The sequence below is a fragment of the Hyphomonas sp. CY54-11-8 genome (genome assembly GCF_000682735.1).
Lineage (GTDB): Bacteria > Pseudomonadota > Alphaproteobacteria > Caulobacterales > Hyphomonadaceae > Hyphomonas.
The window spans coordinates 60,520-85,426 of sequence record NZ_AWFD01000036.1 but is presented as its reverse complement, the minus strand read 5'-3'; the positions used below and the strand labels follow the sequence as shown (position 1 = coordinate 85,426).

Genomic DNA, 24,907 nt, shown 5'->3' with positions numbered 1-24,907 from the left:
GGTCTGGCCTGGTTGCTTCAGCCGATAAAATGATTGCCGTAAGGTAGTCATCCAAAGGGTCAGTCTGCAAGAAACCAACATGTCTGATCGAGATCCATGTGGTGGGTTCGCGTATGCGTTTTCCACTGCACATGGGTTTCAAAAACGATCAAGCGTCAAAAGGGCATCCGGGGGATGTCTTGGCGGTAAGAGGCGATGAAAGACGTGGCACTCTGCGATAAGCACCGGGGAGGCGAGAGCATCCTTTGATCCGGTGATTTCTGAATGGGGAAACCCACCTCCGAGATGTTGGATAAATATTCCGTTCGCGGGATATGTATCTGACATTTCAATAGCGAGGTATTTTAACCTGAATACATAGGGTTAAAAAGCGAACCCGGGGAATTGAAACATCTAAGTACCCGGAGGAAAGGACATCAATTGAGACTCCGTTAGTAGTGGCGAGCGAACGCGGACCAGGCCTGGTCTGAAATAAGGAGAAGTATCTGGAAAGGTACGCCATAGTGGGTGATAGCCCCGTATCCGTGCAATGAAGACCTTTTAGAGTAGGGCGGGACACGTGAAATCCTGTCTGAACATGGGGGGACCATCCTCCAAGCCTAAGTACTCCTTACCGACCGATAGTGAACAAGTACCGTGAGGGAATGATGAAAAGAACCCCGATGAGGGGAGTGAAACAGATCCTGAAACCGGATGCCTACAAGCTGATGGAGCTCTTCGGAGTGACATCGTACCTTTTGTATAATGGGTCAGCGACTTAGTGTTGCGTGCAAGCTTAAGCCGTTAGGTGTAGGCACAGCGAAAGCGAGTCTGAATAGGGCGACCGAGTACGTAGCATTAGACCCGAAGGCAGATGATCTAGGTATGGGCAGGCTGAAGGTGCGGTAACACGCACTGGAGGGCCGAACCGTTGAGCGTTGAAAAGCTCTCGGATGACCTGTGCCTAGGGGTGAAAGGCCAATCAAATCTGCTGATAGCTGGTTCTCCGCGAAATCTATTTAGGTAGAGCGTCACGATTAGACTCTGGGGGGTAGAGCACTGAATGGGCTAGGGGTCCTCACCGGATTACCAAACCTTCTCAAACTCCGAATACCCAGAAGTTATGCGTGGCAGACACACGGCGGGTGCTAACGTCCGTCGTGAAAAGGGAAACAACCCAGACCGCCAATTAAGGCCCCTAAGTAATAGCTAAGTGCGAAACGATGTGGAGGTGCTGAGACAATCAGGAGGTTGGCTTAGAAGCAGCCATCCTTTAAAGAAAGCGTAACAGCTCACTGATCAAGCGCCTCTGCGCGGAAAATGTAACGGGACTAAAGTTATTCGCCGAAATTGCGGACTCGAAAGAGTGGTAGCGGAGCGTTCCGTAAGCCTGCGAAGGTGAACCGTGAGGTTTGCTGGAGGTATCGGAAGTGAGAATGCTGACATGAGTAGCGACAAAGCGGGTGAGAGACCCGCTCGCCGAAAGACCAAGGGTTCCTGCGTAAAGCTAATCTGCGCAGGGTTAGCCGGCCCCTAAGGTAAGGCCGAAAGGCGTAGCCGATGGGAACCACGTTAATATTCGTGGGCCAAGGGATGAGTGACGGATTTCGAAAGTTGTAGCCCCTTATTGGATTGGGTCTGCAGCCTGGAAGTTCCTGGAAATAGCCTCCCATTAAGACCGTACCCGAAACCGACACAGGTGGTCAGGTAGAGCATACCAAGGCGCTTGAGAGAACTATGTTGAAGGAACTCGGCAAATTACCTCCGTAACTTCGGGAGAAGGAGGCCTCAATCTGGGCAACCAGGTCTGAGGGGCACAAAACTGGGGGTTGCGACTGTTTATCAAAAACACAGGGCTCTGCGAAGCCGCAAGGCGACGTATAGGGTCTGACGCCTGCCCGGTGCCGGAAGGTTAAAAGGAGAGGTGAGAGCCTTGAATTGAAGCCCCGGTGAACGGCGGCCGTAACTATAACGGTCCTAAGGTAGCGAAATTCCTTGTCGGGTAAGTTCCGACCTGCACGAATGGCGTAACGACTTCCCCACTGTCTCCAACATAGACTCAGCGAAATTGAATTCCCCGTGAAGATGCGGGGTACCCGCGGTCAGACGGAAAGACCCCGTGAACCTTTACTACAGCTTCACAGTGGCATTAAAGAACTTATGTGTAGGATAGGTGGGAGGCTTTGAAGCTTTGGCGCCAGCTGGAGTGGAGCCAACCTTGAAATACCACCCTTAATTTCTTTGATGTCTAACCGCGCCCCTGGATGGGGCCGGGACCCTGTGTGGCGGGTAGTTTGACTGGGGCGGTCGCCTCCTAAAGAGTAACGGAGGCGCGCGATGGTAGGCTCAGAGCGGTCGGACATCGCTCGATGAGTGCAATGGCATAAGCCTGCCTGACTGCGAGCTCGACGGAGCGAGCAGAGACGAAAGTCGGTCATAGTGATCCGGTGGTCCCGAATGGAAGGGCCATCGCTCAACGGATAAAAGGTACTCCGGGGATAACAGGCTGATGATGCCCAAGAGTCCATATCGACGGCATCGTTTGGCACCTCGATGTCGGCTCATCACATCCTGGGGCTGGAGCAGGTCCCAAGGGTTCGGCTGTTCGCCGATTAAAGTGGTACGTGAGCTGGGTTCAGAACGTCGCGAGACAGTTTGGTCCCTATCTGCCGTGGGTGTTGGATACTTGAGAGGATTTGTCCCTAGTACGAGAGGACCGGGATGAACACACCTCTGGTGGACCTGTTGTGGCGCCAGCCGCATTGCAGGGTAGCTATGTGTGGACGGGATAACCGCTGAAAGCATCTAAGCGGGAAACCCACCTCAAAACCAGGTATCCCTGAGAGCCGTGCAAGACCAGCACGTCGATAGGCCGGGTGTGGAAGCGCTGCGAGGCGTGAAGCTAACCGGTACTAATTGCTCGATCGGCTTGATCGAGAAACTCGTGTGTAGTTGAAAGCGCATCCGCTTTAACTGCCACCGATCTCAAACAGACATATTGGTTTCTAAGCTTGCAAGCAGTCTGGTTTCCGCCGACCCGGTGGTTATGGCAGGGGCTCCCCACCTGATCCCATCCCGAACTCAGTCGTTAAGTCCCCTTGCGCCAATGGTACTACGTCTTAAGGCGTGGGAGAGTAGGTCGCTGCCGGGTCCGCAGAGCCCAGACAAAGCAAGCATCTTGCAGACATTTCTTTCCTTTACGACGACATCTGCCGCAAGCCGGCAGTTGCTCCGGCCTTAGCCTTTGGCGGGCCGGATTTGCATTTTAGGGGGCAACGCCTAGAGTGCAGCGACAAGTTTGACGCGGGATGGAGCAGCCCGGTAGCTCGTCAGGCTCATAACCTGAAGGTCGTAGGTTCAAATCCTACTCCCGCACCCATCATAAGAGTAGTTTGGCCGTCCTGAGAAATCAGGGCGGCCAAATCGCCTTTTATAACAAGGCTGTATCCGCTCTCATTTTTGCGCGGCTCAAGGCAAATCCGTTGGATTGTCTTCCTCAGGATGGATCGGACCTCGTCAGCATCAGGAGACGGGTCCGAAACCACTTCCACAAGTGAGCCAACAAGTTCGGCATACAGCTCGCCAGCGTTCGGATGAACGCTCACAACGGGCTCGCTCCCCATCGCCGCAAGTTTGGCCTCGTTCTCGATTTTTTCTGCTTCCAGGGCGACCAGCTTTTGCTTGAGGGCAGTGGTCGCGATCCCTTCAGCAATTGCATCGACAATCCGGTCAATGCGCCTGCTAGCTTCAGCGATAGCCTTCTCAAGCTGAAACCGCTCGCTACCAGTCGCCTTTTGTTGGCGAACGAGCTCTGCATGAAACTCGCGTGCGGCCGCTTTCTGCGCATCAGGATGAAGCAAGGCGTTGTTCAGCCCTGCAAGAACGCGTTCTTCAAGCTCTTTGGCAGCTATGGTTCGATTGTTTGAGCAGGTGCCCTTCTCGCGTCTTGTCGAGCACCCGTACCTGTTCTGAGAGACAATCGACATCGGACCGCCGCAGACACTGCATTCGAGGAGTCCCGACAAGAGCCGTGTTGGCCGCTTCGCTCCACCACGTTTACGGGAGTGCCTTTGCTGGCGAAGTTTCACAGCCTGCCAGAGTTCATCATCAACGATCCGAAGGTCCGGAACTTCATTGATGACCCATTCGCTTTCGGGATTAGCCCGCATGCGCTTCTTGCCGGTGAAGGGATCTGTGACCTTGTGCCTGCGGTTCCAGATACGGCGACCGATATATAGTTCGTTGTTCAAGATGCCGTTGCCGGCATGTACCTGTCCGTTGATCGTCGAAGCGCGCCAATCTGGACCGCGCGGCGCTGCGACACCTTCCTGGTTCAACATGGACGCGATGCTTCTCGGAGACTTTCCTTCGACGAACAGCCGCATGATCCGTCTGACGGTCTCGGCTTCGTCTTCATTGATGGTCAGGATGCCATTCTGCTCACCCGGTACGATGTCGTAACCGTAGCAATGCCCTCCGGCCGATCTGCCTGAATTCACAACACCTGTCTGGCCTCGGCGCGTCTTCTTCGCGAGATCGCGCAGGAACATCTCATTCATCACGCCCTTGAAGCCGACATGCATGGAGTCGACTTCGCCTTCAGATAGCGTGACGATTGACACGCCATGAAAGGCGAGAATCTTGTAGATCGTGGCCGTGTCAGCCTGGTCGCGGGAGATGCGGTCGAGGGCTTCGGCGACAACCACATTGAACTGACCGTTCGCGGCGCCTCTTATCAGTTCCTGTATGCCGGGGCGCGTAACCATCGCGCCGCCCGAGATCGCGCGGTCTGAATAGACGACTGTTTCGGTCCAGGATTTCTGTTCAAGATGTTGTCGGCAAAGAGCAATCTGGTCTTCGATTGAACGAATAGACTGAAGATCCGACGAATAGCGGGCGTAGATGGCGGCTTTTAGGGTCATGACCCTTTCCGATATGCCAACCTCGCATGATATCGCGCAAGCGCTTCGGCGAGCTCAATCGCCCAGGATGGGGCTATTTCCCCAGAAAATTCGTCCTCGGGAAGTTCAGACTGTCTCGCGATCGCCTTTGGGAGGCGACCGCGAGGCACAAGTTTGGGGTATTTGCGGTTCACGGTCCGAAAAGCAAAAGCTGACTAGTTCAGCTTCTGCCGGTTCCAGACCAGCACGCCGCTGCCATCCTCTTCCTTCTCGAAGAAGGCAGCCCGCAGCGGCTTATCGAACCCCGGATCATCGAGCTTCACGGCCAGGTATGGTGTCTCGCCATCCTTGCTTTCCTCGCGCCAGGCGGCGCCGAGCTCTGCGCCGCCAGCAAAGATCCGGTAGTCAGGGCCGCCTTCGGCCTTCTCGGCCACCGGGACCATCTGGGCTTTCACATTGATTGTCATGGTCCGGATCGTTCCGGTCCATTTGCCATCCTTCTGGCTGAAGGTGCCGATTGTTGCCATTGCTATTCTCCTTTGCTGGCTCTGGCATGAAGGGCCTTGCGGGCCCGCTTGAACCCGGCATCCGAGCTGAGGAACATGTCCAGCATGGCAGGCACCAGGGTTTCGGGTTTCTCTTCCGCGCCATAGGTTTCGGCATAGATCGCCGCATAGTCGGCAAGCGCAGAAGCAAGATCAGGATCCACTGACACGGTGAGTTTCACCGGCGTTCTGTCGGGAAGTTGTCCGATGCGAAGGCTCATCACCGGCCTCCTTCAGAGTATGGCCGCAGCACGAGATCCCGCGTCACGATCACGCGCACCGGCCAGCCTGGCCGTATACGGATCGTCGGCTGGATGCCGAGATTGCGGTCGACGACGCGCTGGCCTGCCTCGGACACATTGTCCCCGAATCCCCGCCGGATCGCCCGCTCGACATCATCATCGTCCGAGCCAAGTTCGGAACCGATGCCGAGCAGGGTGGCCAGTCCCGCAGCCGCAAACACGCGGTCCCAGTGATGGTCGGTCCGGTCGGAAACGCCTGCATAGCCCTGCGCATCGGCCGCGGGCTCGGAAATTTGCAGCGAGCTGCCATCCGGCAGGATGATCCGGTCCCAGATCAGGAGCGCACGCTCCTGGCCGAACGAGACTTCCGACTGGTATCGCCCGATCAGGCGCGCGCCCTGCGGAATCAGCAGATGCGCGCCGCTGACAGTATCGTAAACCGGCTGCGTCACCTGCGCGATGACATTGCCCGGCAGGTCAGAGTTCAGCCCTGTGACAAGCGAGGCCGGGATCAGCGTGCCCGCCATCACCTGATAGGGCGAGACCGGGGTCTCGACATCATGCGGGTTGTAGATGTCGCCATCCCGCGTCTCAGCTGCGAATGCGATCTTCTCCGCCTGAAGGTTCTGATCGGGCGAGCCTGCAAAACCCGGACTGCCCGCGCCCTGCGCGGCAAGGGCCAGTAGTTCCGAGCCGAGACTGTTCGGCAGGCCACCCGGTGCAGACACAGACCCAGCAAGCGACTGCCGGTTGCCGACATCGAAGAACACCCCCGCCTTGCCGGCTGCATCGGCAAGTTTGGCATCCGCCAACCTCTGCGCACGAATGGCTTCATCCTCGGCAGAGGGCCGGAAGTCGTCTGACGGCGTGACATTCCAGTCAGGCTCAAGGCCCCATTCTTCCTCTTCCGCCACGACAGTGCCGCCAAGATCGCCCGCCATGGGCGCACCGAGCTTCGGCGTGTCGCCCGCCGGTTGCCAGTTGAGATAGGAGTTCGGCAGCTCTGCGAGGCCATCCGGCGCGCGTTTGGTCGCCGTGTTGTAAAGCTCCTGCCGGTCTGCCGGATCGACGGCCTTTGGCGGATCAAGCGCGATGGACGCGGCGGCAAAGAGGCCCAGCACACCAAGGCAGGCGCCTGCCATCAGGACCTTGCGGTTGATCCGCGTCACCGGCCGCGGCCGCGCGCGAAGCTTCAGCTCGTCGGCCTGTTTTGGAAAGGGGGCTGGCTCGCTCATCCCTCGCCTCCGAACAGGCTCGCAAGGCCGGAGCGTTGGACCCGCTTGCGGATTCGCACCACGGTCTGGTCTTTCGCACCGATGCGGAGCTCGGCGGCGCGGAAGAGATGGTCGACGATATAGTAGTTGCCGCGCAGGCGATAATTGACGAGTTCAGCATCGCCGGACGCGCCCAAGATGAAGAGCGGCGGGGCATCCATGGTGGCAAGGCCCGCCGGCATCTGGATGAAGACCTGCCGGCCATCATCGAAGACGCGCACAGGCCGCCAGGCGGGCTTGTCGCCCTCGATAACATAATCGAAATCGAGCCGGTCAACCGCCACGCCCGGCGCAATGGATGCATCCTCGCGAACGGACGCAAGCTTGTTGCGGGAGACCAGTTCAGCCAGTTCATCCGCCGGATAGCGCCAGGAAAGGGCGGCCATATAGGTGCCGTCAACGCTTTCCAGTTCGAGATGATAGGTCCGCCGGTCCGTCGCAATCATCAGATTCGTGGAAAGACCAGCGGCGATCGGTTTGACCAGAACATGCGCGCGGGCCGCGCCGCCGGAGCCCGACGACGTATCCCCGACAATCCAGCGCACCGTATCGCCCGCCGAGACAGAGACCAGCGTCTCTCCCGGTTGCAGCGCAATGTCCGAGACCTGGCCTGGCGCGGCATAAAGCCGGTAGAGCGCGCCTTCGGTGTAGGGATAGACCTGGATCGCGTTCACATAGCCATCGACAGAAGGTTCGATCCGGGCTTCTGTCGTGCCTTTGCGGATGGTCTCGGTCGGCGAGGTGTAGACGCGTGTGACTGTGCGCTTGGCGCCTTCCACGGGCTTCATCTGGCCGGGCAGCGGCAGGACGGTCGGTGTCTCGACAATTTCGATAGGCCGCTCTGGCGCCTCTTCGACGAAGGCCGCTTCGAAAAAGGCCGTATCCTCGATGACGGGCTCCGGCGGAACACTCGCACAGGCCGCGGTCAGGGCGAGGGCGGATACAAGGCTCATTGTACGGATCATTGGTTGTCTCCTGTGACAAGGTCTTCGCCCCAATTGAGGCTGTGGATGTAGAGGCCGAGGGGATTGGCGCGGAGCGTTTCGGCATCGCGGGGCGGGGCGTTGACGATCGTGAAGAGACCCGTGAAGCGTTTGACGCCAGTGAGCGCACCATTCTCATAGGTCTTCTCAAGCCAGCGGGCCTGGAAGGACTTGTCCGACACACGCACGACGCTCACCACATCGACACTGCGCGAGCGCCGACCGATCTCGGCGAAGGGATCATGGTCTCTGGCATAGTCGCTGAGTGTGATCGCCGCCTTGTCCGTCACATAGTCATACGCCGCGAGCCAGTTCTGCCGGACGATGACCGGATCGATTGACAGGCTGCGGACATCGGAAATGAAGTTCGCCAGATGATGCGCGATCTGCGCGTCTGTCGGCTCATATCTCGCAAGCGCTGGCCCGACCGCTTTGACGGCCCCTGTATCGTCGACCTCGACCACATAGGGCGTGACCGTCGATTGCAGGCTGCGCCAGACAAGGGCCGCTGACGAGGCCACCAGCAGTCCGAGCAGTCCCAGCGCCATCAGCCGCCAGTTCTTCGCCTGCACGCGGGCCGAACCGATCCGTTCGTCCCAGACCTGGCCTGCCTTCTGGTAGGGCGTTTCGGGATGCGGGCTTTGCCCGTAATGGGTGGAGGTGCGCCGGAAGGCCATGTGGGTCAGTCCTCTTCGTTTCGGAGTTTCGGATTGTCGCTCGCCATGCCGCGATCGCCGTCCTTCAGGGCATGGACCGTGATCGCACCGGCATGCTGCAGGCGTTGTTCTGTGCGAAGGCGCCGCGCCCAGGCGGGGCTGGCTGAGCCGGTAGACGGCCCGTTGCCGGACGCAGCCGTCATCGTGCCGCCGGTCGCGGCAAAGGCCGCCTCGCTCCCACGCCGATAGGCATTGCCGACAGAGGCGAACGGCCGTCCTGCCATCCGGCGGAGCGTATCTCCGCCAGCTTGCGCGACGCCGGCCAGGCCCGCCGCAGCGCCGCGCCAGCCGGTCTGACCCGACGCCATGCGGCCAAGGTCGTAGGAGGTGCGGGCGCCGCCGGTCATGGATGCGCCGGCTTTCACTGCGCCGGACACACCGCCCAAGGCTGCGCGGCCTCCCGCGACCGTGCCGGTCGTTGCCAGCACAGCGCCCGCACCAACAGCCGCTGTCGTGCCGACCACGGAGCCCGCGCCAAGCTGCGGCGCGCCGGTGACAAGGCCGGAGGCAATGCCGGGCGCGAACACGCCCATCCAGAGAAAGACGATGGAAGCCAGCACCGTGCCCATGACTTCAGCCAGCGTCACATCACCCGGCCCGCCAAAGGCGTCCGTGATCGAGGTGAACAGCGTCGAGCCAATGCCGATCACAATGGCGAGCACCATCAGCTTGATGCCGGACGTGACGACATTGCCGAGCACGCGTTCGGCGAGGAACGAGGTCTTGTTCCAGAGCGCGAAGGGCACGAGCACGAAGCCAGCCAGCGTCGTCAGCTTGAATTCCAGGATGGCAACGAAGAGCTGGACCGCCAGCACGAAGAAGGCGACGAGAATGATCGCCCAGGCGATCAGCATGACGGCGATCATGATGAAATTATGGAAGAAGCGGATCGGCCCCAGCATGTCGCCGATCTCTTCGAGCAATGGCTGCGCCGCCTCGAACCCGACCCCTGCAATATAGCCAGGCCGCATCAGATCCTCGGCGGTCAGCGTCGAGGAGCCCGCCTTCACCCCGAGATCGGCAAAGCTCGCAAAGAGGATGTTTGCCAGGATCGAGAAATTGCCGAGGATGAAGGCGAAGAAGCCGACATAGAGGACCTTCTTGAGCAGCCCCGAGATCACATCGGCATTCTGCGAGAGGGCCCAGAAGAGCCCGGCCAGCGTGATGTCGATCACGATCAGCGTGGTCGTGAGATAAGCGACATCATCAGCGAGCAGGCCGAAGCCTGAATCGATATAGGCAATGAAGGTTTCGAGGAACCGGTCGATGACGCCCATCTCTTCCATGGCGGTCTAGTTCCCGAAGAAGCTTTGAAGGCGCGCGCGGCCACGTTCGGCTTCTTCGAGCTCGCGTGCGCGGTCGAGGGCCTCGGCGCGGTAATGCGCCGCCATCATGGCTTCCATCTGCATCAGCTGCTGGGCCGACATGGCTTCGATCTGGTTGCCAGCCTGCAGGACCTGGAGATTGCCGACAGCGCTCTGACTCTCCTCGACAAGACCGGTCAGCGCCTCGGCATCGCGTTCATTGTCGCGCACCGTCTCGGCAACCATCAGCAGCGTGTGCTTATGGGCCGAGCGCGATTGCTGCCAGCGAATTCGCGCATCCTCGACGAGGACCGCATTGGCCGGCGGCGTCTCGCCATAGGTTTCGGGATAGAGTTCCTCGTATTCTCGTTCGACCTCCTCGACGCCATAACCGATGCCGTCGGCTTCCTCCATCTGTTCGCCGATCCGTCGGATGCGGTCGGCAATGATCGCGCGGGCGACCTCGACGGGGAGCGTCTCAAGATCCCGCGCCATCTTCTCGATCATGTCGATCTCATGGGTGAGCTGGCGGATCTGGTTGTCGATCTGCTGCAGCGCGCGCACCGCCTGAAGGATGTTCTCGGCATGGTTGGTCGGGTCGTAGACAATGCCGCCGCCGAAGAGTTGCGCGGAAGCAGGCGGCGCCATCAGGCCCGTCAGCGGAATGGCAGCAAGGGCGACAGAAGAGAGAAGGGCTTTCATGTGAGGGGCTCCTATTCAGCGGCGATTTGAGGGAGGGGTGCGTCGGGTCGTCCGGTCAGCAGGTCCGCCGCCCAGCCGAGCTGTTTCAGCTCCAGCCAGCCACGGGCGAAGCCCGCCTCAGTCTCGGCTTCGAGTAGGCCATCCATGAGCTTCTGGTCGGCAGGTGATGAGGCGCCGCAGAAGGCGAGAGCGACTTCGCCAAGGCCAAGCTCGAAGAGCCGGCAGCCAAGGGGCGAGGTATAGTAATAATCCCGCTTCGGGATCGCCTTGGCGAGAATGTCGATCTGGCGATCGTTCAGTCCGAACCGCCGATAGATAGCTTGGGCAGTCGGCTCGAGGGCCCGCTCATTCGGCAGGAAGATCCGTGTTGGGCAGGATTCTATCAGGGCCGGTGCGATGGATGCGCCTTCAATGTCGGCAAGCGACTGGGTCGCAAACACAACCGCCACATTCTTTTTGCGCAGCGTCTTCAGCCAGTCGCGCAGCCGCGCGGCAAAGACCGGGTGATCAAGAAACAGCCAGGCCTCATCGAGGATGAGCAGGGTCGGGCGACCATCGAACCGGTCTTCCAGCCGGTGAAAGAGATAGGTGATGACAGGCGCGACAGCAGATGGCGTCTGCATCAGCTCGTCCATCTCGAAGCAGGCAACCGAAGAAAGGTCGAGGGCTTCGGCATCGCTGTCGAGCAGATGCCCGTAGGGACCTTCCAGCGTGTAGGGTTGCAGCGCGGCTTTCAGCGTATCCGATTGCAGTATGAGGCTGAGCCCGGTCAGCGTGCGTTCGGCAACAGGCGCCGAAGCCAGCGACCGTACCGCGTCCCACAAGACGGACTTCAGATCCGGCGTAATCGTCACGCCTTCAGCTTCGATCAGGCCGAGTAGCCAGTCGGCCGCAAAGCTCGCGCCGCGGTCGGTGTCGATGTCCCGAAGCGGTTGCAATGCCGGACGCTCATCGCCCGCCAGCGGCAGCCAGGTACCGTCCATTGCGAGCGTTACCGCACGCGCGGACCGTCCCTTGTCGAAGAGGAACACCTGAGCGTCTTCATAGCGCTGCCATTGCGCGGCGAGCAGCGACAGGAGCACCGACTTGCCGGAGCCTGTCGGCCCGATGATCAGCGTATGGCCGACATCGCCGACATGCAGGTTGAGCCTGAACGGTGTCGTGCCTTCCGTTTGCGCTTCGATCAGTGCGCGATCTGACAGATGGTCATTCCACGCATCGCCGGCCCAGACCGAAGAGATTGGGACCAGATGCGCCAGGTTCAGCGTATGCAGGATCGGTTGGCGGACATTGGCGTAGACATGCCCTGGCAGCGAGCCGAGCCAGGCCTCGACGGCGTTCAGCGTCTCGCGGATCGTCGTGAACCCGCGCCCGTTGATGACGCGCTCGACGGCGCGTGTGCGTTCCTCGACTTCCTCGCGGGAGCAGCCCATCAGCGTCAGCGTCGTCGTGACATAGCCATAGGAGACAAGATCGGAACCGAGTTCCTGCAGCGCCGCATCGGCATCGGCGGCCTTGTTGTCAGCATCATTGTCGAGAAGCGCGGCCTGTTCATTGAATAGCGTCTCCCGGAGGACCGCGCCTACGGACTTACGCTTCGCAAACCAGTGCCGGCGCTTCTTCGCAAGAAGCTTCTCGGCCTCGGCCTTGTCCATCGCGATGTATCGCGTCGTCCAGCGATAGGAAAAGCCGAGCCGGTTGAGCTCGTCCAGCATGCCTGGCAGGGTCGAGGCCGGAAAACCCAACAAGGTCAGCGTTGCAAGGTGTGCCTCGCCGATTCGTGGCTCCAGCCCACCTGCGAAACTCTCATCGGCAAGTACCGCATCGAGAAAGACCGGTAGTTCCGGCACCGACACAGCATGCCGCTTCGACGAGATGCAGGCATGGAGATAGGTGAGCGTCTCTTCATCCGAGAGCGGATGGATTTCATCCAATGCGGTAGCAAGCAGGTCCAGCGTCTGCGCCGAGCGGGTCTGGAAATGCTCCAGCCTCTGGCGCCAGTCCTCGCCGTCCCGCTTCTCAGGCCGCTCGATCAGCGCCTTTTCGGCCCGGCCTGTCGCATCGGCGGGCGGAAGCCAGAGCAGGGTCAGATAACAGGCGCTCTCGAACCGGGCGCCGGTCTCTTCGGCAGCGGCCCGCCGCTCCTGCTCGATCAGCCAGGCAGCGGAACAGTCAAAGGAACTTTCCTGCAGGGCAACCGCTTCTGCTCGCACCGCCTCGAAGAAGAGCGCCCAGCCGGACCCGAACCGGCGGAGGACATTATTGACCCGTGCGGTAACCGCCACGAGTTCGGCTTCCGTCGAGCTTTCCAAGTCGGGGCCGCGGTAGCGGAAGCTTGTCTGGAAGGCGCCGTCCTTGTTGAGGACGACGCCCGGCGCGACGAGGCACGCCCAGGGGAGGTAGTCTGGGAGCCCTGCCGGTTTCGCCGCGTATTCGGAGAGGTTTAGCATGAAAGATGTTCCTTGTGACGGGCAGACCGGATCGCGACGGCGAGAAAGTCGGGGTCAGACCGGGCCATGAGGACGGCCAGCGAGTGTCCCGCCACCCAGACCACGAGCCCCGGTATCCAGAGCCTGAGACCGAGTGCCAAAACCGCCGCGATCGTTCCGATGGCGATAGCGGCCGAGCGCGGCGCGCCAGCCATCAGGATGGGTTCGGCGAGCGAGCGGTGGAGGGGGATCTCGTAGCCGTCGAGCATCAGAGCACCGCACCGCCGCCGAATGAGAAGAAGGTCAGGAAGAAGCTGGTCGCCGCAAAGGCGATGGACAGGCCGAACACGATCTGGATCAGTTTGCGGAACCCACCGGATGTCTCCCCGAACGCGAGCGTCAGGCCGGTCAGCGTGATGATGATCACCGCAACAATCCGGGCGACAGGGCCCTCGATTGATTGCAGGATCTGGTCGAGCGGGCCTTCCCAGGGCATGCCCGTGCCGGCGGCATGGGCCGGCAGTGACAGCACACTCACCGAAGCCAGCAGCGCGCCGGCCTGGAGCGATCGGTTAAGGGCCTTGATCTGGTCGTAGAACATGCGTCGGGTCTCCTTAATTGACGATGTTGAGAAAGGGGGCGGCGAGCGGCTCGGTCCGGTATTCGGAGCCGTCGAAGCCGGTAATCCGGAGCGCCTGCTCAACGCGCCGCGCGCCGCTCGCGCGGGACATGAAGACGATCACATCGACCGCCTCGCCGATCAGAGCATGGGGAAGGGCGGTCGTTGCTTCCTCGACCAACTGTTCGAGGCGCGTGAGTGCGCCGGAGGCGGAGTTTGCATGCAGCGTGGTGATCCCGCCCGGATGGCCGGTATTCCAGGCCTTGAGGAGGTCGAGCGCCTCCCCGCCGCGCACTTCGCCGACAATGATCCGGTCCGGCCGGAGCCGCATGGTCGAGCGCACAAGATCGCGAAGCGTGATGCCAGACCGATGCGCCCTGAGCTGCGTCACATCCTCGGCGGAACAGCGAAGCTCCCGCGTATCTTCCAGGATGACGATCCGGTCGTCTGAAAGAGCAGGTTCGGACAACAAGGCATTGGCAAAGGTCGTCTTGCCGGATGATGTCCCGCCCGCCACGACGATATTGAGCCGGTCCTCCAGCGCCTGCCGAAGCCCCACACAGAGCGCTGGCGTCAGCGCGCCTGTCTCGACATAGGTATCGAGCGCGATGGGCTGGCCTGCCGGTTTGCGGATCGCAAAGCAGGGCGCTTCAGACACCGGCGGCAGAATGCCTTCGAACCGTTCGCCAGAGCCTGGCAGTTCGGCAGAAACAATAGGAGAGGCCCGGTCGCAGGCTTCGCCGACAGAGGACGCCACCAGCCGGATGATCCGCTCGCGTTCGGCGCGGCCAAGCGTCTCGGATGCACGGCACAAACCAAAGCCAGCTTTCTCGACCCAGACCGAGCCGTCAGGATTGGCGAGGATCTCGATTGTATCGGGCGCCGCCAATGCGACCCCAACCGGACCATCGAAAGCCGTGCGGAGCATCGCTGTGCGGCGGGTCTCGGTCTCGCTGGGCTGGGGCAGGGCAGACATAGCAGGGCGTGGTCCTCATCAGTGATGGGACCACCATCGGGGCATAAAATGCTGCCGCACAGTTGGGGCCGGAGGACACGAAAGGCGCCTGCGGGAAGTCCGAGGACGCAGAGGGGCAACTCACAGGAAATCGCGCCGAAGAGATTGATATTAGACCGGAAAGTGAGAAAAGAACAAAAAGCGAACTAAAAGGAGAGGCCTATGGGTCGCTACAAGTCCGTTCTCATGGCCGAAAAGGATGCGCGGGACTTCCCGCATCATGTCGAATTGCCAATCCCGCCCTTCGGCCTCGGTAAGCGCCTCGACATCATCGCCGTCTGGCTCAACACGCATATCGGTCCCGAATGGCGCTCGCATAGCCATCTGGAGAAAGGCGAGCACACGGCCAGCTACATGTTCAGGTCAGTGCAGGATGCCGCGGAGTTCCGGCAGGCACTGAAATCCGGCCAGCTCGACGCAGCTGCCTGAATGATCAGTTCCAGATGTGCGGGTTGGAGCGCTCGACGACGCGCTTGGTCAGCGCTTCGAGCTCGCTTCGCGCGCGCGCTGCATCTGCCGGAGTCTCGAGCGGGTTCTTGCCTGGGCGCTGTCTCAGCCATTCGAAAATGAACTCGATCAGCAGGTCCGTCTGGAAGGCAGTTCCGGTCTCAAGTTTCTCGATCTGGTCTTCGACCCGTTCCAGCCGCTGGATGATCGCGGCATCGGGCCGGTCTTCAGGCGGTGTGAACAATAGGGTCAGCGCCTCATCGATCAGCGTGCCGACGTGGACACCGTGCTCAGCAGAGAACTGCTTCGCCTTGCGATGGTTCGCCTCGGAGACGCGGATATGAAGCCGTGGATTGCGCGCCATCTCCTAAAGCTCCCGTCCGCCATTTTCCTGGACTTGAAGGTAGTAGCGCGTGATCTGGTCCTGAATGCCGCCGCGCTGCTGTGGCGCGTGCTCTTCCTCACTCGCAATATCCTGCGAGATTTCATCCTCATCGCCGATGTCAGGGCCAACCGATCGCGCCAGCCCGCCTGCATTACCGTCCGAGGGCGATGGTCCAGATCGATGATACCCGCCAAATCGCGATGTATCCGCACCGGCAGCGGCAATCGGCAGAGCGCCGACCCGCTCGGTAAAATTTAGATCTTCATAGTATCGGAGCTTTTTCGCGCGGATCGGCGGATGGCTCGCCAGGAAGATCAGAGCATCATCTGCAGGCATCTGCATCACCTCGCCGGGTGTGAGAAGAGGTCGTTGGGTTTCCTGCTGGGAGACCATGACATGACTGAGCCAGGGCGCGAGCCGGTGCCCGGTATAATTCTTCTGGTTTCGCTGCTCCGTCGTGGTGCCGAGCATGTCGGAAATGCGCTTGGCTGTGCGTTCGTCATTCGTCGCGAACGCGATCCGGACATGGCAATTGTCGAGGATTGAATTGTTCTGCCCATAGGCCTTCTCGACCTGGTTCAGAGACTGAGCAATCAGGAAGGCGCGGACTCCATAGCCCGCCATGAAAGCGAGAGAGCTCTCGAAGAAATCAAGCCGTCCCAGTGCTGGAAACTCATCAAGCATCAACAGGGTCTGTCGGCGGTCTTTTCCATCTGGCAGCTCTTCGCAAAGCCGCCGCGCAATCTGATTAAGGATCAACCGCATCAAGGGTTTTGTCCGTGACAGATCAGACGGCGGAACCACCAGATACAACGACGCAGGACTCTCGCCGCGAAACAAATCCTCGATGCGCCAATCCGAACCGGATGTCGCCCGCTGCACCACAGGATCGCGGTAGAGCCCTAGAAATGAAATCGCGGTCGACACGACCGAAGACTTTTCATTCTCAGACTTGTTCAGGAGCTCCCGCGCCGCTTCTGCCACAACCGGATGCGTCAATGGCTGGTCACGGCTCCCGAGATGGTTCGCCTCAAGCATACGCTCCAGCGTGTCATCGATCGGCCGGGCTGGATCAGAGAGCAGTGTCGCCACGCCTGCGAGTGACTTGTCATCTTCGGCGTAAAGGACATGCAGGATGGCGCCAACGAGCAGTGAATGTGCCGTCTTGTCCCAATGGCTACGCCGCTCCAGGGATCCATCCGGATCGACCAGAATGTCTGCCACATTCTGCGCATCCCGGACCTCATGCGTGCCAAGCCGCACTTCTAGCAGGGGATTGAACTTTGAACTCGACAAATCCGTCGGATCGAAACGGACACAGCGAGAGAAGCCCGATCGCCACTTTGAGGTCAGCGCCCAGTTTTCTCCCTTTATGTCATGTACGATCGCGTTTCCGGTCCAGGATAGCAGGGTAGGGATCACCAGCCCGACACCCTTGCCGGACCGGGTCGGCGCGAAGGCCATAACATGTTCTGCGCCAGCGTGCCGGAGATAGCGCCCTTTGAACCGTCCCAGCACCAAACCTGACGAACCAAGCAGACCAGATTGCCGAACATCCCGAACCGATGACCAGCGCGCCGAGCCGTAAGTCGTCGCATTTTTCTCGCGTCTTGCTCGCCAGAGCGACGCGATGATCGCCATCACAATTCCGGCGATGCCGCCCAGCGATGCAATCAAACCCGCGCGAGCAAACACGTTGGGAGCGTACGCATCATAGGCATACCACCACTGGAACAGCCGCCAAGGTTTGTAGATAGGCTGACCCGCAAGCTCGAACCACGGCCCACCTAAACGAGGCTGATGGTCCAGAACACCAGCGGCCCACTGCGTCGCAATCCACACCGAACAGATGATCAGCAAAAGTGTCAGCAGAAACTGGCCAAGAAGGAATTTTGTAGGAGTAATATTTTGGTACCTCCGCTGCCGCGCTCCTCAATGATGCCATTAAGGCTCGGAAAAACGATGGGATTTCGGGGGAGTTATACGTAAGTGAAAACGGCATTAACGCTGCCCCGCTCGTTTCTGAATTCGAACATGCATTGACTATTTATCCGGGCGTGCGGTCATTAAATCGCCTGATTGATTCGTGGCCTCGAATCGCTGAACCTAGAGAATCAAAACGAGATCAAACTTTGAGGTGGGTACCCTTTTTCAGGTACTGTTGAACCTGACAAATGGAACCGCAATGCCTGGGACAGAAAAACAAGAATTGTCAGCGGACCTGACGCTCGATCTTCCAACATTTCTTCGAAAGTTCGAGCAACGCGCTGAGGGCGTCATGTGGTTGCTTGGTGCCGGCGCTTCGAGAGCGTCCAACATCAAAACTGCCGACGACATGATTTGGGACTTCAAGTCGCGACTGTATCGGTCTGCCAAGCAGATACCTGCGAGCGCAATCTCAAATCTCAGCGATACTCGAACGCAGGAAATTCTGCAGAAGTTCTGTGACGATACGGGACGATACCCAAGACTTTGGGACGAGGCGGAATATGCCGAATATTTCGAAGCGACGTATCCTGATGCACAAGATCGTCGTCGTTACATTGACGGAATGATTAGAGGTGCCAAGCCGAGCTATGGTCATATGGCTCTTGCGCATTTGATGAAGCGAGACCGTGCGCGCGTGATCTGGACGACCAATTTCGACCGGGTCATGGAAGATGCGGTCGCGAATGTTTGGGGTACTACGACTGAATTGACTGTTGGAGATTTGGGCGAGCCTGAACGGATTTCGACAGCTTACGCTCAACAAAGGTGGCCCATCTACGCCAAACTCCATGGAGATTTTCAATCTGAGAAACTGAAAAATACTTCCGGAGAGTTGGCTATCCAAGACAAACAAATGCGGGACATCTTGTTGGACACGTGCCGAAATCTTGGATTGGCCGTTTCAGGATATAGCGGGCGGGATTCGTCAATCATGGCTGTGCTGAGAGAAGCAATTAATGGCGGTAAGGGCTTTCCCAATGGGTTGTTTTGGTTTGTGCGTGAGACCGACCATCAGTATCCGGAGCTGGTTGGCTTAATTAGTGATGCCAAGGCTGCGGGCGTCGACGCATGTTTCGTAAAAGCAGAAAGTTTCGACGAGCTTTTTTCTGACATTATCCGCTATTTGCCGGATACCGAAGACCTTACGATCCAGCTTGATGACAAGGGAAAGATAGCACCGAGGAAACTGGATTTGTCGAGCAGATCTCCGTCAGTACCATTTGTTCGAACAAATGCACTTCCGATCACGGACTACCCGAAAACAGTGCGACTCGTAGATTGCGAAATAGGCGGCGCTCGCGAAATTCAGGAGCGCCTCAATGAATTGGACTCGTCGCTAATCGCATCACGAATCAAGAAAGGGGTGTTGGCATTTGGCGATGATGGGGAAATAAGGCGCGTGTTTGGTGATGCAAACCTTCGCTCGTTAGATACACATAGCGTAATAGCGGAGAGGTTAGCGTTCGAGTCTGGCGAACGTTCACTTCTGAGGGATGCACTGTTTAGATCGCTGTCGATGCACAGCGGATTTGAATTGCACAGAGCGGGACATCGCCACTACTTTCGAGCGGATGGCGGTCAACCGAGCTTCGACTTAAGCGCGTTGCAAACCGCAGTACAGCTGCTTAACGGGACTACAAGCGCAGGCTTGCCTTGGAGTGAAGCTTGCCAGTTGCGGCTCGACTATAAGATGGATCGGCTTTGGCTGCTTGTAAGTCCTGTCGTGCTCGTGGATTTCGACGATGGTACGCCAGATGACGCGAAAGCTGACGCAAAGGAGTTTCAACGCGAACGTCGTGTGCGCAGGTACAACCTCCAGAGTAACTCAATTTTGGATGGGTGGATCCAGGCGATATTTGGCACAACCCGGGATGCGGTCACTCTAGGCATTGAAGGTGGGACAGGAATTGGCGCGAGGTTTGAAGTGCTGCCAGTGACCGCGTTCAGCGGGCTCCAATCATGACCAAGTCAGTCAATCCGTTCAATCTCCCCCGCCACAAGAGACTAGCCGAACCCTTGCTAAAATTTGGCAACGCAGATCCTGAAACATTTGGTCTGCATCCACTGCAGGGGCTTCTGGACAACGGTCCCTTTGGAAAGCTCCGCCTCGCCAGTGTTTCCAACCCTATTCGTATTGCTTTTGTCGGCCAGCAGTCCATGCTTGGACGTCTGAGGCATTTGGTCAACGAATTGAACAGCCGCCATCAGCCCAAGGAACGCAAAAACTATCTTCCAGAATATCCCGGTTTCGATCGCATTTTTGAAGTTTCAATCGCAAAAGCTCGCGACGATGCGGCAATCATTTTACCTGATGCTCTAGATAGCCGTGTTGAATCCTCAAGCGCGCCACACAGAGTGCTTGCAGAAGCCCTTACCGGTGCACTGTCGAGCTTAAGGTCTCAGCGTCACGATTTTGATGTCGTTTTCATGGGCGTCCCCGCGAAATGGCACCAGGGATTCGGTGGAACCGATGAAGACGATTTCGACCTGCACGACCACCTAAAAGCATATTCGGCATCAGCAGGTATGCCGCTTCAGATTATCAGAGACGACCGAGCCCTCGACTACTACTGCCGTTGCAGCGTGATGTGGCGGTTGGCGATCGCGACTTACACAAAAGCTGGAGGTGTTCCCTGGGCGCTGGCCAATACCAGGCCGAAAACAGCATACGTGGGTATAGACTACGCTCTCCGGTCGAGCACTGACGCGCCATCCCGTTTTGCCATATGTTGCGCGCAGGTTTTCGATTCAGATGGCGCAGGTCTGGATTTCATAGCTTATGAGGCGGAGGATGTGTCTGTCTTCAGGCGCAATCCGTTCATGCATAAGGAGCAGATGCTGAAGGTAATGGCGCGTAGCCTTTCCATATACCAGTCTTGTCATGCCGGCGATCTTCCACAGCGTGTCGTCGTATTCAAAAATACCGAATTCCGGAAGCCTGAGATTGAAGGTTGTTTAGCCGCGTTCAGGAATGTGCAGGATGTTGAACTGCTACAGGTTCAAGAAAGCCACGGCTGGCAAGGTATGCTGTTTAGTCAGCCGAAGTCCGCAGAGAGACATCCATGCCATCGAGGGCAAATTTTGCCGTTGGGTGATCACGAAGCGTTGCTATGGACGCAAGGGAATATCCCGGAAATGGCCGGAAACCGTGGATATTTTTATAAAGAGGGAAAAGGCATTCCTTCGCCGTTGTTGATTACGAGATTTGCTGGCAGGGGCGACTTCTTCGACGTCTGCGAGGAGGCGCTGGCGCTAACAAAAATGAACTGGAACAATGACGGTCCCTACACGCGTCTTCCAGTGACGCTAGAGTATGCCGATGTGCTTGCCCAAGTGATCAAGCGTATGCCGAAGTTGGAAGCAAAGCCTTACCCGGTACGGTTATTTATGTGAGGGATGAGTGGTCTAACTTGGCCGATCCAGTGAGATCGCCAGAGACCGGATTACTATTTCTCAAAATAGAATAGGAGTTGGTTTGCCTTACTTGTCTCTGGGTCGACGCTAACAACGCGATGAATTTTTTTGCTGTCGAAGCTAGCCCTTAGGATTTCATCCTCTGTAAGACCCACATGGCGGATGAGATGTAACGCCGTCCGATGTCCACTCTTATTAAGTTTTAGGTCTTCTTGACGTACGCGTTTCAAATAGGCTTTGAGCTTTGAAGTTTTCGACCATCGTTCGAGCTTGTAATTCAACCAAGCCAAAAGCGCTCCGAGAAAGGTCAGGATTGCGCAAACATTAGCGACTGTTGAAAGCATTTCCTTTTGGGCACTATCCAACATCTGCAGTCTCGCCCCCTGTGAGTAAACTCAACCAGAAAGCACGAGTTTGTCCACCAGCGCCAGTACAATCGGGATCCTCAGGAAACACCAATTCTGGACCGACCCAACGTCCACTGGATTGAGCTACGCGAACGGCTGAGCGTAACTTTGCGGCCAAGCCAGACTAAATTCCTAGCGGATACTGGAACAAGCGTGTAGCGATCTCGACCAGTAATCACAGCAAATTGGCCTTGAGCCATCTCGACGTGCCGCGAATAGGTCCCGGAAAAGTCTCTCCAGTCCTCCCGAGATACAAACTGCCGCCGTTCGCGAATGCTTTCCGTCCTTGTTGCAGCTTGAAGCTCCTCTTTCCTGAGGCGCTCCGCGACTTCTCGTGTCAGCTGGCCGTTCTGATCCAGCGCGTAGCCTTCGCTTCGCAGCCAAGCCCTCCGGATGTTGAGCGATTTTCGTAGCTCGTCCGCGAATGGACCTGCTGCGCCATCCAACACATCGGCGTCTATCCGATCCAGCCACGTCTCTGCTTGTCGCTCAACAAGCGCTCCAATCGGCAGCCAGGACCTAACATCGACAGCCAGACCTTGCTTTCTTGCATCGGCCTGCAACGCACGCTCCTCGAAATTTCTCGGGACGTTCCAGCTTCCATCGGTATTTCTATCAACTGCACCAAGCCTTCTCAGCGCCTCCAGGCGACGCTTGTGAGCAAGCCTGAATGCCGACGAACTGGATGGATCAGTCGCCTCATGCAATGCCTCAGAATAGACCCCACTATTCCGGTCGGCGATTGCGGCAATCGTCCGGTCGGCAGGCTTCGGCTCGATTGCCTTTCGCCCAACCGAAACAATCCCACCCGGCGTCGGCAATTGAACCGCTTCCTGCTCGGTCATTTCTATTGACCAGACTCGCCCATCGAGCCCTTCGATCAGTGCCGTGGTTCCGTTCCGCAATTCATCGCCCGGCAAAGTGGCAACAAGCCGCCCCAGGATTTCGCCAGCGGAGTTCAAATCACGGGGCAGGGCATGCAGACGCGACGTATCGATCTTCCTGCCTTCAAGGTTGGCCAGCGTTCGGATTATGTCACCACGCCTGCCCAGCACCCGCAGCGTATCCTGCCAACCCTCTTTCAACGTCCACCGGCCGTCTTCCTGCCGTGAGGCGAGATCGAGCGTTTCCAGGAACCGCAAGCGGCGGTTCACGACCGTACTGTCAAACCTCGACACCCCCCCGCGCTCACTCTCTAGCGTGTAACTTCCATCGACCAGCGACCGCGCAATGTCATGATCAACCGCCGTCAGCGCCTCTCGCTCGGTCTCCTTCGACCTCGCCGCCGCCATCTCCCGTAGGCGCCTCTGACCGAGTTCGCGCGTCACCAGCTCCTGCGCCCGCGCCCGGAACCCATGCGTGATGTACTTGCGGTCAATCAGCAGCTCACCATTCCGCGTATTGCCGCCGCGGATCACGATATGGACATGCGGCTGGCCCGTGTCGTGATGGTTGGCCGCGACCCAGTCGAGCCGGCGCCCGAGATCCTTCTCGACCTGGCTCATGAATTCCCGCGTGAACTGCGTCAGATCCTTCATCTGCTCGGCATCTTCCGGGGAGACGATCAGCCGGAACTGTCTCGTGTCTTCCTCAGCCCGATCATTGAATGCTTTCGCATCCGCTTCATCGACGCTCCGGTCATAGAGCTTGCCGCGCTCGCCCTCGCGCCCGACACCTTCGCGGCGGATGTAGGCGACATGCTTTGCAAAACTCGGCGCGCCGGTCGGACCCGCCCACGCAATATGTACCTTAACAATGACGCGCCTGGCCCGCTGGCTGGACCAGTGCCGGGCAAAGGCAGCCTGTACCTTTCCACGCCCTGCATGACGCACCGCTCCCGGTGCCAGAAACTTGCGGTTGCGCGTCCCGAGCCGCCCCTTCGCGACGACGCGTTTCAGCCGCTTCAGCTGGGTCGTTGCATTGCCCTGCGACCTGATCTTTCCGAGGCGCGGAACAAAGTCGAAATCGTCGTTCACGGTTCCAAGCGCGCAGCGGATTGCAAATCCGTGCACCCGCCTTCCGGAGCGGAGTCACATAAAAAAGGATGTGCAGACAATGGGTTAAGTGTCGCCGGGTGACACTCCCTTAATCTTGCCCTCCGGGACCCTGATGCCTTTCCTGACCCGCTTTCCACCGCTTTGTCGTCCGCCTGATACTCAGCCGGCCGATTGCTGTAGGTCCAGATGGGCCTTGCGATACCCAATATGCGCGCGCGAAGCTGCGCGCCGAAGTATCGTCCATCCACCGAACGAGGATGGTCATTCAGCAGAAAGACCTCTCCGGACTGAAGCATCCGGCAGCCCTGCCAGGCGGGCAGGGCGCCGGACCCGGTTGTTTCGAGAGCGTCGGCGACGTGCGATCCGTTGATGAATATCTCCACCCCGCACCGGCAAATCTCATCCCCTTCAAGAGCTGAAACATGCTTCAGAAGCGGCCAGCCGGAGCCGACAATTCCCTCCTGATCGAGCCATTTCCGCACCTCATCTGATGGCTCGAAAGCGACCAGATCACCCTTCGAAACCGGGGTTGACCGGTCGACAAAATAGAGTCCTCTGGGAACACTTTCTGTCCGGTTCCAGACAAAATCCGAGCGGTCAATAACGCTCGCTCCGAGCATCAAACTCAGTCCACATCCCATCGCAAGAAGCGCGTCTCTACGAGTCATCGCGCATCCCCGTACCCATGAACCTGCGGCCATTCGTGTAGGCGATAATGTCCTTGCCGCGATACCAGACCTTTGCACCGATCTTGTGATAGACGGGGCCTGTTCCCAGCGAGCGCATATTGATTAGCGTCTTCGGCTTGAGACCGAGATGATCGGCGGTTTCATCCGTATTCAGCCATTCAGTCGGGGCAGGGAGGTTTGATTTTGGCCGAAGCGCATCTCCATTATTGATAGGTTCTGTCATGGCGTTGCTTCTCCTTTCTCTTACGCAACTCGAAGCCCTGACAGACTGACAGCTCATCCTCAGATTAAGAGTGTCGAACTCGCGCGCAGCGCTCGCGACACCCCTGAAGGCACACAAAAATCCCGCGCCCAAACTGAGCGCTGATTGATCCATCAGCGCTTCCAGTCGAACTGTTCTTGAACAGCAAAAGCCGCCCCGGAGATGTCTCCGGAGCGGTTCGTTGAGAGGACGATTGAACCCTAGTCGCGCGGGTTCCAGAGGATCACGTGCCGGCCTTTCTTGCCCTTGACCGGGGCGAGGTTTGCGAAGATCCGGCGGGGACCGATCTGGGGGTCTGCGAGGGTGAGCGAGACATAATCGCGTCCCGATGCTTTCGCCTTGCGCATCCAGCCGCCGCCGATTTCGGTCGAGGTTTCACCGGCATAGATGCGGTAGTCCGGTTGGCCTTCTTCGGATTTCTCCGCATTCTTCTCGATGCGGATCGCGGCTGAGAGGTTCATCATTGCGAGGGTGCCTTCGAAGCCGGACTTGGTCTCGCTGACATATCCGAGTGCGTTTGCCATGGGGTTCTCCTTTTCGTTCCTTGGCTTGTCTCCGGGGACCCCTTGTCCCCGTCGACGCCGGACCGTGAGGACGCGCTGAGCCGG

General features: G+C 58.6%; 22 protein-coding genes, 1 tRNA gene, 2 rRNA genes and 1 pseudogene. 7 read left to right on the top strand and 19 right to left on the bottom strand.

Annotated features, from left to right (window positions below):
- Positions 1–146 precede the first annotated feature (146 nt).
- The 4 genes from HY17_RS16460 (at position 147) to HY17_RS20600 (ending at position 3,905) form a co-directional block, all read left to right on the top strand.
- Positions 147–2,916: ribosomal RNA gene (locus HY17_RS16460) — 23S ribosomal RNA — on the top strand.
- 99 nt (positions 2,917–3,015) lie between these two features.
- Positions 3,016–3,130, top strand: a 5S ribosomal RNA gene (gene rrf / locus HY17_RS16455).
- Between the two features lie 151 nt (positions 3,131–3,281).
- Positions 3,282–3,358 (top strand) — tRNA-Met (locus HY17_RS16450).
- Positions 3,359–3,572: 214 nt separating this feature from the next.
- Positions 3,573–3,905, top strand: a complete 333-nt coding sequence (locus HY17_RS20600; protein WP_034768657.1) for a hypothetical protein — start codon at positions 3,573–3,575, stop codon at positions 3,903–3,905.
- Positions 3,906–3,908: 3 nt separating this feature from the next.
- Here the strand turns inward: HY17_RS20600 and HY17_RS20775 are convergent.
- The 12 genes and pseudogenes from HY17_RS20775 to trbB all read right to left on the bottom strand — a co-directional run.
- Positions 3,909–4,901, bottom strand: a pseudogene (locus tag HY17_RS20775) (recombinase family protein); the annotation flags it as partial.
- 194 nt (positions 4,902–5,095) lie between these two features.
- Positions 5,096–5,407 carry a DUF736 domain-containing protein gene (locus HY17_RS16435; RefSeq protein ID WP_034768655.1) on the bottom strand — a complete coding sequence of 104 codons (312 nt, stop codon included), beginning with the start codon at positions 5,405–5,407 and terminating at the stop codon, positions 5,096–5,098.
- Positions 5,408–5,409: 2 nt separating this feature from the next.
- Positions 5,410–5,646 carry a DUF2274 domain-containing protein gene (locus HY17_RS16430; RefSeq protein ID WP_034768653.1) on the bottom strand — a complete coding sequence of 79 codons (237 nt, stop codon included), beginning with the start codon at positions 5,644–5,646 and terminating at the stop codon, positions 5,410–5,412.
- Complete coding sequence (locus HY17_RS16425; protein WP_034768649.1) at positions 5,646–6,902, bottom strand: TrbI/VirB10 family protein; 1,257 nt, start codon at positions 6,900–6,902, stop codon at positions 5,646–5,648. Before HY17_RS16425 ends, HY17_RS16430 begins: the two co-directional genes overlap by 1 nt.
- Complete coding sequence (gene trbG, locus HY17_RS16420; RefSeq protein WP_034768647.1) at positions 6,899–7,906, bottom strand: P-type conjugative transfer protein TrbG; 1,008 nt, start codon at positions 7,904–7,906, stop codon at positions 6,899–6,901. The genes HY17_RS16425 and trbG overlap by 4 nt, the downstream gene beginning before the upstream one ends.
- Positions 7,903–8,601 carry a conjugal transfer protein TrbF gene (gene trbF, locus HY17_RS16415; protein ID WP_034768645.1) on the bottom strand — a complete coding sequence of 233 codons (699 nt, stop codon included), beginning with the start codon at positions 8,599–8,601 and terminating at the stop codon, positions 7,903–7,905. Before trbF ends, trbG begins: the two co-directional genes overlap by 4 nt.
- Before the next feature lie 5 nt (positions 8,602–8,606).
- The gene (gene trbL, locus HY17_RS16410; protein WP_034768643.1) at positions 8,607–9,926 is read right to left on the bottom strand and encodes a P-type conjugative transfer protein TrbL; all 1,320 of its coding nucleotides are present in this window, start codon (positions 9,924–9,926) and stop codon (positions 8,607–8,609) included.
- A gap of 6 nt (positions 9,927–9,932) precedes the next feature.
- On the bottom strand, positions 9,933–10,646 hold the full coding sequence (trbJ, locus tag HY17_RS16405) for a P-type conjugative transfer protein TrbJ (RefSeq protein ID WP_034768641.1): 714 nt from the start codon (positions 10,644–10,646) through the stop codon (positions 9,933–9,935).
- Between the two features lie 11 nt (positions 10,647–10,657).
- Positions 10,658–13,096 carry a conjugal transfer protein TrbE gene (gene trbE, locus HY17_RS16400; protein ID WP_034768639.1) on the bottom strand — a complete coding sequence of 813 codons (2,439 nt, stop codon included), beginning with the start codon at positions 13,094–13,096 and terminating at the stop codon, positions 10,658–10,660.
- Positions 13,090–13,344 carry a VirB3 family type IV secretion system protein gene (locus tag HY17_RS16395; RefSeq protein ID WP_034768637.1) on the bottom strand — a complete coding sequence of 85 codons (255 nt, stop codon included), beginning with the start codon at positions 13,342–13,344 and terminating at the stop codon, positions 13,090–13,092. The genes trbE and HY17_RS16395 overlap by 7 nt, the downstream gene beginning before the upstream one ends.
- On the bottom strand, positions 13,344–13,676 hold the full coding sequence (locus tag HY17_RS16390; protein ID WP_034768635.1) for a TrbC/VirB2 family protein: 333 nt from the start codon (positions 13,674–13,676) through the stop codon (positions 13,344–13,346). Before HY17_RS16390 ends, HY17_RS16395 begins: the two co-directional genes overlap by 1 nt.
- 13 nt (positions 13,677–13,689) lie before the next feature.
- A complete protein-coding gene (gene trbB, locus HY17_RS16385) occupies positions 13,690–14,670 on the bottom strand; it encodes a P-type conjugative transfer ATPase TrbB (protein ID WP_034768633.1) in 981 nt (326 codons plus the stop codon).
- A 201-nt stretch (positions 14,671–14,871) separates the two neighbouring features.
- On the opposite strand from trbB, the gene HY17_RS16380 reads away from it, so the two are divergent.
- Positions 14,872–15,138, top strand: a complete 267-nt coding sequence (locus tag HY17_RS16380) for a hypothetical protein (protein ID WP_034768631.1) — start codon at positions 14,872–14,874, stop codon at positions 15,136–15,138.
- A 4-nt stretch (positions 15,139–15,142) separates the two neighbouring features.
- Here the strand turns inward: HY17_RS16380 and HY17_RS16375 are convergent, their stop codons facing one another.
- Positions 15,143–15,520 carry a hypothetical protein gene (locus HY17_RS16375; RefSeq protein WP_034768628.1) on the bottom strand — a complete coding sequence of 126 codons (378 nt, stop codon included), beginning with the start codon at positions 15,518–15,520 and terminating at the stop codon, positions 15,143–15,145.
- A gap of 3 nt (positions 15,521–15,523) precedes the next feature.
- Positions 15,524–17,446 carry an IncP-type conjugal transfer protein TraG gene (gene traG, locus HY17_RS16370; protein ID WP_081813203.1) on the bottom strand — a complete coding sequence of 641 codons (1,923 nt, stop codon included), beginning with the start codon at positions 17,444–17,446 and terminating at the stop codon, positions 15,524–15,526.
- A gap of 280 nt (positions 17,447–17,726) precedes the next feature.
- On the opposite strand from traG, the gene HY17_RS16365 reads away from it, so the two are divergent.
- Together HY17_RS16365 and HY17_RS16360 are read left to right on the top strand one after the other, a co-directional pair.
- The gene (locus HY17_RS16365; RefSeq protein WP_051600234.1) at positions 17,727–19,493 is read left to right on the top strand and encodes an SIR2 family protein; all 1,767 of its coding nucleotides are present in this window, start codon (positions 17,727–17,729) and stop codon (positions 19,491–19,493) included.
- Positions 19,490–20,923 (top strand): hypothetical protein, encoded by a 1,434-nt coding sequence (locus tag HY17_RS16360; protein WP_197020303.1) that lies wholly within the window; start codon positions 19,490–19,492, stop codon positions 20,921–20,923. Before HY17_RS16365 ends, HY17_RS16360 begins: the two co-directional genes overlap by 4 nt.
- A 53-nt stretch (positions 20,924–20,976) precedes the next feature.
- On the opposite strand, the gene HY17_RS16355 is transcribed toward HY17_RS16360, so the two are convergent.
- From HY17_RS16355 to HY17_RS16340, 5 genes are all read right to left on the bottom strand, one after another.
- Positions 20,977–21,312 (bottom strand): hypothetical protein, encoded by a 336-nt coding sequence (locus HY17_RS16355; protein ID WP_034768626.1) that lies wholly within the window; start codon positions 21,310–21,312, stop codon positions 20,977–20,979.
- A 77-nt stretch (positions 21,313–21,389) separates the two neighbouring features.
- Entirely contained in the window at positions 21,390–23,363 is a 1,974-nt protein-coding gene (locus HY17_RS16350) for a DUF3363 domain-containing protein (protein WP_034768624.1), read from the bottom strand.
- Complete coding sequence (locus tag HY17_RS20055) at positions 23,324–24,016, bottom strand: S26 family signal peptidase (RefSeq protein WP_197020302.1); 693 nt, start codon at positions 24,014–24,016, stop codon at positions 23,324–23,326. The genes HY17_RS16350 and HY17_RS20055 overlap by 40 nt, the downstream gene beginning before the upstream one ends.
- Positions 24,006–24,260, bottom strand: a complete 255-nt coding sequence (locus HY17_RS16345) for an AlpA family transcriptional regulator (protein WP_051600233.1) — start codon at positions 24,258–24,260, stop codon at positions 24,006–24,008. The genes HY17_RS20055 and HY17_RS16345 overlap by 11 nt, the downstream gene beginning before the upstream one ends.
- Before the next feature lie 239 nt (positions 24,261–24,499).
- Positions 24,500–24,823 (bottom strand): DUF736 domain-containing protein, encoded by a 324-nt coding sequence (locus HY17_RS16340; RefSeq protein ID WP_027836414.1) that lies wholly within the window; start codon positions 24,821–24,823, stop codon positions 24,500–24,502.
- Between the last annotated feature and the right edge of the window lie 84 nt (positions 24,824–24,907).

Bases quoted from the DNA above. Each gene is read 5' to 3' on its own strand.
- HY17_RS20600 (WP_034768657.1), top strand. From the start codon at position 3,573: ATGAACGCTCACAACGGGCTCGCTCCCCATCGCCGCAAGTTTGGCCTC.
- HY17_RS16435 (WP_034768655.1), bottom strand. From the start codon at position 5,407: ATGGCAACAATCGGCACCTTCAGCCAGAAGGATGGCAAATGGACCGGA.
- HY17_RS16430 (WP_034768653.1), bottom strand. From the start codon at position 5,646: ATGAGCCTTCGCATCGGACAACTTCCCGACAGAACGCCGGTGAAACTC.
- HY17_RS16425 (WP_034768649.1), bottom strand. From the start codon at position 6,902: ATGAGCGAGCCAGCCCCCTTTCCAAAACAGGCCGACGAGCTGAAGCTT.
- trbG (WP_034768647.1), bottom strand. From the start codon at position 7,906: ATGATCCGTACAATGAGCCTTGTATCCGCCCTCGCCCTGACCGCGGCC.
- trbF (WP_034768645.1), bottom strand. From the start codon at position 8,601: ATGGCCTTCCGGCGCACCTCCACCCATTACGGGCAAAGCCCGCATCCC.
- trbL (WP_034768643.1), bottom strand. From the start codon at position 9,926: ATGGAAGAGATGGGCGTCATCGACCGGTTCCTCGAAACCTTCATTGCC.
- trbJ (WP_034768641.1), bottom strand. From the start codon at position 10,646: ATGAAAGCCCTTCTCTCTTCTGTCGCCCTTGCTGCCATTCCGCTGACG.
- trbE (WP_034768639.1), bottom strand. From the start codon at position 13,096: ATGCTAAACCTCTCCGAATACGCGGCGAAACCGGCAGGGCTCCCAGAC.
- HY17_RS16395 (WP_034768637.1), bottom strand. From the start codon at position 13,344: ATGCTCGACGGCTACGAGATCCCCCTCCACCGCTCGCTCGCCGAACCC.
- HY17_RS16390 (WP_034768635.1), bottom strand. From the start codon at position 13,676: ATGTTCTACGACCAGATCAAGGCCCTTAACCGATCGCTCCAGGCCGGC.
- trbB (WP_034768633.1), bottom strand. From the start codon at position 14,670: ATGTCTGCCCTGCCCCAGCCCAGCGAGACCGAGACCCGCCGCACAGCG.
- HY17_RS16380 (WP_034768631.1), top strand. From the start codon at position 14,872: ATGGGTCGCTACAAGTCCGTTCTCATGGCCGAAAAGGATGCGCGGGAC.
- HY17_RS16375 (WP_034768628.1), bottom strand. From the start codon at position 15,520: ATGGCGCGCAATCCACGGCTTCATATCCGCGTCTCCGAGGCGAACCAT.
- HY17_RS16365 (WP_051600234.1), top strand. From the start codon at position 17,727: ATGCCTGGGACAGAAAAACAAGAATTGTCAGCGGACCTGACGCTCGAT.
- HY17_RS16360 (WP_197020303.1), top strand. From the start codon at position 19,490: ATGACCAAGTCAGTCAATCCGTTCAATCTCCCCCGCCACAAGAGACTA.
- HY17_RS16355 (WP_034768626.1), bottom strand. From the start codon at position 21,312: ATGTTGGATAGTGCCCAAAAGGAAATGCTTTCAACAGTCGCTAATGTT.
- HY17_RS20055 (WP_197020302.1), bottom strand. From the start codon at position 24,016: ATGACTCGTAGAGACGCGCTTCTTGCGATGGGATGTGGACTGAGTTTG.
- HY17_RS16345 (WP_051600233.1), bottom strand. From the start codon at position 24,260: ATGACAGAACCTATCAATAATGGAGATGCGCTTCGGCCAAAATCAAAC.
- HY17_RS16340 (WP_027836414.1), bottom strand. From the start codon at position 24,823: ATGGCAAACGCACTCGGATATGTCAGCGAGACCAAGTCCGGCTTCGAA.